This window comes from Nocardia sp. NPDC003482 (genome assembly GCF_053588115.1).
On sequence record NZ_JBSFPI010000028.1, the window covers coordinates 73,020 to 79,441 of the forward strand.

The 6,422-nt window shown below is 70.8% G+C and carries 6 protein-coding genes; all 6 read left to right on the plus strand.

Translation table 11 applies throughout. The annotated features are described in order from the left end of the window. Positions 1–5: 5 nt before the first annotated feature. Entirely contained in the window at positions 6–1,028 is a 1,023-nt protein-coding gene (locus tag ACWDSJ_RS32810) for a replication-relaxation family protein (protein WP_082976869.1), read from the plus strand. Then, positions 1,028–2,044 (plus strand): C40 family peptidase, encoded by a 1,017-nt coding sequence (locus ACWDSJ_RS32815; RefSeq protein ID WP_064911057.1) that lies wholly within the window; start codon positions 1,028–1,030, stop codon positions 2,042–2,044. Before ACWDSJ_RS32810 ends, ACWDSJ_RS32815 begins: the two co-directional genes overlap by 1 nt. A 403-nt stretch (positions 2,045–2,447) precedes the next feature. Then, positions 2,448–3,068: a hypothetical protein gene (locus ACWDSJ_RS32820; protein ID WP_064911058.1), complete on the plus strand. Its 621-nt coding sequence runs from the start codon at positions 2,448–2,450 to the stop codon at positions 3,066–3,068. A gap of 92 nt (positions 3,069–3,160) precedes the next feature. Next, positions 3,161–3,946, plus strand: coding sequence for a hypothetical protein (locus tag ACWDSJ_RS32825; RefSeq protein WP_064911059.1), 786 nt, complete (start codon positions 3,161–3,163; stop codon positions 3,944–3,946). 87 nt (positions 3,947–4,033) lie between these two features. Next, entirely contained in the window at positions 4,034–4,420 is a 387-nt protein-coding gene (locus tag ACWDSJ_RS32830) for a hypothetical protein (RefSeq protein ID WP_064911060.1), read from the plus strand. 300 nt (positions 4,421–4,720) lie between these two features. Beyond that, positions 4,721–6,220: a cutinase family protein gene (locus tag ACWDSJ_RS32835; protein ID WP_082976871.1), complete on the plus strand. Its 1,500-nt coding sequence runs from the start codon at positions 4,721–4,723 to the stop codon at positions 6,218–6,220. The last annotated feature ends 202 nt before the right edge of the window (positions 6,221–6,422 follow it).

The following is a 6,422-nucleotide window of genomic DNA, read 5'->3' on the forward strand; positions in this document are numbered from 1 at the left end:
GTTCGATGTCCCGCGCTCACCGTTCCCGAACCGCCGCACCGTCTCCTGCTGCCTCGCCCGGTGAACCGTCGCGGTCGGCGGTGCCGGTGCTGGCCGGGCGGGCGAGTCTGGCCGGCATCCTCACCCCGCGAGACCGGTGGCTGCTGGCGATGCTGTACGAGCATCGGGTCCTGACCACCACCCAGATCAGCGCCCTCGCCTTTCCTGCCGTCCGCCGCGCGACCCGCCGCCTGCTCAAGTTGCACGAGGCCGGGGTGATCGACCGGTTCCGGCCCCACCGCCCCGTCGGCACCGCGCCCTGGCACTGGACCCTCGCCCCCGCCGGGGCCGCGGTACTAGCCGCCGAGCACGGCCTGGACCCGCGCGAGCTGCGCTGGCGCCACGACCGCGCCCTCTCCATGGCCTACAGCCTCCGCCTCGACCACGACATCGGCGTCGCCGACTGGTTCACCACCCTCGCCACCGACCCACACCTCCCCGCCACACTCACCACCTGGTGGTCGCCCACCCGCTGCGCGCGATTGTGGGGAGACCTCGCCCGCCCCGACGGATACGGCCGCCTCACCCCCACCGCGTCGGGGCCGGTCGGGATCGAGTTCTTTCTCGAATACGACTGCGGCACCGAATCACTCACCCAGGTAACCCGGAAACTCGGCGGGTACGCCAACCTCGCCGCCGCCACCGGACTCACCACCCCGCTACTGGTCTGGCTACCCACCAGCCAACGCGAAGCCACCGCCCGCACCGCGCTGGCCGCCACCGCCGCCGGACTCGAACACCCCGACACCGTCTCGATCGCCACCGCCGCCGCCGACCACCAGCCGGGCATGGGCCCGGCGGGGCCCGTGTGGCTGCCACTGCACCCGGCCCCGGCCCGGCCACGACCTCGGATCACCGTGACAGCCCTGGCCTCCGCCTGGCCCCGGCTACGCCTCACCACGGCCAGCCATAGCGAAGCCACGGCGGCCGACCAGCGAGTGGTGATCGCCGCGCCTCCGCCGCGCCCGCCCGAGCAGGAGACGCGGTGATGTTCGGGGCGGCGGCCGGGGCCGCCGCACTGCTGACCGTGGTGACGGTCGGCGCGTTCACCGTCACCGTCGTCGCGGTCGAGGACGCTTACCCGCGCGCGAGCATCAACACACCAGACGCGACCGGAGAGCAGCCTGCCCCCAGTCCGGATGCGGTCGCCGATATCCCGCCCGACAAGCTCGTCCTCTACCGCGAGGCGGCCTCGGACTGTCCCGGACTCGACTGGACGATCCTCGCCGGCATCGGCAAGGTCGAAACCGACCACGGCCGCAGCCAGCTGCCCGGAGTCACCGAGGGCGAAAACAGCGCGGGCGCCGCCGGACCCATGCAATTCCTGGCCTCCACCTTCGACTCGGTCACCGCACGCCACCACCTGCCCGCAGGCGGCGCGAGCCCACCCTCGCGCTACAACGCCTCCGACGCCATCCACGCCTCCGCGTTCTACCTGTGCGACTCCGGCGCCGACCACGGTGACGTGCACGCGGCGATCTTCGCCTACAACCACGCCGACTGGTACGTGCGCGATGTCCTCGACCAAGCCGACCGCTACCGCGCCGCCACCCCGCCCGCACCACCGGGATCGGGGGACTGCGAGCACCTGTCCGGTACCGACCCCACCGCGGCCACGGTGCTCGCGTTCGCGTGCGCTCAGTTGGGGCAGCCGTATGTGTGGGGAGGCAACGGGCCGCAAGCCTCCGGCGGCTGGGACTGCTCCGGGCTAACCCAGGCCGCCTACGCCGCCGCCGGAATCGCGTTGCCGCGCACCGCCGCCGAGCAATACCACGCCACGACACCCGTCTCCGCCGACCAGATCCGCCCCGGCGACCTCCTCTTCTACGCCAACGCAAAAGACGGCATCCACCACGTCGCCCTCTATTTGGGAAACAATCAAATGATCGACGCTCCCGACTTCGGACAGCGAGTCAAAATCGAGAATTACCGATACTCAGGCGACGACTTTCTCTCCGCGACTCGCGTATACCCCCGCACCGAAAGCAATTCACGAGGCACCTGACGCACCGCACATAAAATAACTCGCCATTCTCGGCCGAGAAGCGGTCTCGTCAACCACGTACCGGCCGCGCAATGCACTCACCACACAGAGACTCGGGTTGTTCCGGCGGTCTCTGCCCTGCCGCGTACGTGCGAATCGTCGGCCGTGGCGGTGGTAATCGTCGCGGTGGCGGGTTCCGATTTCGCGGCCCATAATTCGCCCGTTTCGGGAATTCCAGTGCGCCCGGATGGCGGCAGGAAAACGCGGCGTGACCGTTTGTTTCAGTGTCCGGCTTGACATTCATGCGGGTGTCGAGCGTTGATATAGGTGGTTATTCGCAATTCCACGGAATTGCGGGTGACCGCCCCGGCCGGGGCATGGCAACCCATCCACTGGGAATTACCCGATTCACGACGGAGATGTCATGTCCAAAAACGCACGACCGAACACCGACCCCAACGTGGCCGCGCTGCGCGCGGCGCTGGCCGCCGACCCCGGTGCCACCGCCAGCGCGCTGGCGTTCACCGCCGGAATGAGCGTGTCCACCGCCCGCAACATTCTCGGCCGGATGGCCGACGACGGCACCGCCACGCGCATCACCGACCCCGACAAGCCCAACGGGGCCCACCGGTGGACGCTGGCCACCCCAGCACCCGCGAAACGGGCGGGCCGGACCGAGCGGGCCCCGCGCGCCACCAAGAAAGCGGCCACCGCCGCCCCGGCCGCGCCAGCAGCCCCCGCCAAGAAACCCGCCGCCGCCCGCAAGAGCCGCAAGGCCGCCCCGGCCGACACCGGCAACGGAGAGGCCCCGCTGGAGAAACTGCCCTCGGGCGGATTGCGGGGCATGGTCGAGGACTTCATGCGCGACAACCCCGGCAAGTCGGTCAGCCCGACGGCCGTCAAGAACGCCCTCGATGAGATCCACGCCCCTCGCACGCTGTCGAGCGGCGCGATCAACAACGCGCTGGAGAAGCTCACCGCCGACGGGGTCACCGTCCGCACCTGCGACGCCCCGAAACGGTGGGCGCTGGCAGCGGACGCCTAAAGCCCAGCATCCGCCACGGGCCCGGCGCGTCCGGGCCGGTGGCGGCACCGGTTCGAAAAATTCACCCGCACAACCGAATTAAGGAACATGCCATGACGACTCACGCCTACATCGAGCCGATCGCGCAGTTGCGCGCGGCCCGTGACCGGGCCGCCGACGCCCGGAATCTGTCCCGCGCGCTGGAACTGGACAACGAGCTGGAAGATCTCGGCCAGCTGGGCAATTCGCCCCGCCGCACATGCTGGCGGTGCGACAGCTGGGCCGACCACGTCCACGAACCGCACACGGGGGCCCGCATGGCCGTGCACGGTCCCGTCCCGGCCGACGAGGCATACACCGCCGTCGCTGTCCAAGTGTTCGCGCTCGCCGCCACCGCATTGCCGCACCACTGGTCCGAAAACGACGGTGTGGCAACGGTTGTAGTCGATATGGGCGCGCACCGGTTCGCGGTGACCGTCCACCCCGGCGACGGCGACGGCAGCCACGGATACCGCCGCGACGTCTACATCAGCCACTGCGTGCACCGGCCCACGGGACAGGCTCGGCCATTCCCCGCCCTCCACGCGCCCTGGCAGCGCACCGCCGCGATCATCGAGGCATACCGCTACGCGCGCAACGTGGGCATAGCCCCGGCCCCGGCGGCGCTGGCCGGTCCGGTCCGCGCCGACGATCCCGACGACCTGCTGCGGCGGCTGCGGCTGCGGCACAGTGAGATCGACGCCGAAATCGACGGCCACGCCGCCGATTCCGACGACGGGCACCGCGAGCGGCTGGCCGCGCTCTACCGCGACGCGGTCGCCCTCGCCACCGTTCTGGACGGCCACCTGAGCGGCGGGGGGCGGCTGCCCCTGGACTGGGCGCACGCCACCACCGCATAGCACCGCCACCCCTGAAGGCGTCACGGCCCAGGCGGCCTCTATCCGCCTGGGCCGTGACGTTTCCGAAACTACCGCAGGAGACGCCTCGTGTACGAGCAACTGACCGCCCGACTGGACGAGTCCTACACCCGATTCGCCACCGGCGAAAGAGTCACCCGTATCCGCGAACACACCTTCACCGTCGTGCCACCCGCCGAGTGCTCACACCGCAAGGGCGAGACGATCTGCGCCGAATGCGCTGACCTCTGGCAGATCGACTACGACTTCGACGACCCGTTCCCATTTCCCCGCGTCACGGACCGGTGGACCGTGCGCGATCTCGTCAACTCGGGCGGTTTGAACGTCGGGGCCACGCTGAACATGGCCGACACCGACACCAGCGCAATCGTGACCGGCACCGGCGGGCTCATGCTGCCCGACGGCCGGGTGTTCGACAACCCGTCCGCCGCCGCGAACGCCGTGTACGAACAATGATCACCGCCCACACATAGACGAACAGCACCCGCGCGAACACCACCGCGTAACCCGGGCCCCGGCAACGAATACCGACGCCGGGGCCCGGCCATATCCACACCCGCACCCCGCCCGCGCCACCGGCAGCGCGTCGCGCGCCGCTGCCCATGGACGCCACCACGGGCACCGCCCCGCCCTGGCCGGGAATTCCGCCGGATCCCGGATGTCCATTCCACGCCCCCGAGCGTGAGTCCTCGGACAGCGGAAACGCCAACGGCGCTTGCCGCTGTCCCGTCACTCGCCCTACCTCGGGAGGCCCCCATGATCGCAACACCAACCCCCGCCGCGCGACGCACTACCCGCTTACGGCCGCGCCCGGTGGTGCGGCGGCTGGCCGCTGCGGTGCTGTGCGCGGCCACAGTGCTGGCCGCCAGCGTGTGCATGGTCCCCGTTGCCGCTGTGGCCGCCCCGCAGCAGCCCGGCTGCGCGAAGGTCACCGCCGTCCTCGTACCGGGCGCACGCGACACACACCTCGACACCGACACCGACACGGCGTCGGCGTCGGGTGCGCCCTCGTCGGTGCTGGACCCGGTCGCTCGAAACCTGCAGGCCCGCTACGGCAGCGACCTCGCCGTGCGTACGGTGCCGGACTCGCCGCCGACCTCCCCGACGCCGGACGCCTCGGGCAACCCCGGGCACGACGCGCTCGCCTCGCTGCTGTCGTCGCTATGCCCGACCACACGGGTGATCGTGCTCGGCTACTCCGACGGCGCGCAGATCGCCGGGGACCTCGCGACTCGCATCGGGCACGGGGAAGGTCCCGTGCCGGCATCGCGAGTCCTCGCGGTCGGACTCCTCGGTGACCCTCGACGCGGATCCTCGACTCCCCAGCTGGGCGAGCCGGCCGGCGGGCAAGGTGTGGAAGGGCCTCGCGCACAGGACTTCGGCGAACTCCACGACCGAGTCCGCACCGTCTGCGCCCGCGACGACCTCTACTGCTCGGCCTCCCCGGACACTGACCCCGTACTCACCGCTCTCGGACGCGCCGTCTCCGGCACCGACACCACACCCACCACCACGCCGAGCACGCTGGTGTTCCCCAGCACGACACCGGAGCCGACGACCAGTTGGCCCACGAGCCCCGACTCGAACCCGACCGCGCCGGGCGCGATCGGCGGTCTCGATCCGTCCCAGATCATCGAGCAAGTGGCTACCGTCCTGTCCGGACTCGCCGAGTTCGCCGCCAACCTCCCCGCGATCGGCAACGACCTCGTCCAACTGCCGGGCTTGATCGTCACCGGCAACATCCCCGCCTTGCACCAGGTCTCGGGCGACCTCAACAATCAGTTCGCGCCTCTGGTCCAGGCGGTCGCCGAGGTCGATCTGCACCTGGTCGCCCGTGCCCTCACCCTCGCCGCGCCTCTCGACACATCGGGCTGGACCGCCATCGCCGCGCAGATCGTGAGCATCCTGGCCAACCTCGACATCGCACGCCTCGCCACCGACATCGGCCAGGCCCAAGAGATCGCCTGGGACGCAGTACAAAAACTCACCACCGGCGACCCCGCCGGGGCCGCAGTCGCCGTGACCGGACTCGGCCCCATCGCCGCCGACCTCGTCACCACCGCCGCCTCGACCCTCACCGGAGACGGCGGCACCCGCCTGTCCACACTCGCCCACACCCTCACTACAACCACCACCCCCGACACCCGCAACGCACTCGCCAACCTGACCTCGGGTATCCACCAGAACGGCTACACCGACACCACCGTCGGCCCCGTGCTGAATTGGCTGTCGGGGCGAACCGGCACCGCCAACTGAACGACCGGCCGGGCGCGGTGCCGCGCCGACACTGAAAACCGATACCGTCCCAACCGGACCCGGGCCGCGTACGCCCAACGCTGGCAGTCCCGGGCCGGGCCCAGAGCATCCGCCGGGCACCGGCACCCGGGCGGGCCGCACCGCCCCGGCCCCTCGGGACCAGCAAACGGGCCCCGGGGTGGTCGCGCTGTCAGCGCGACCA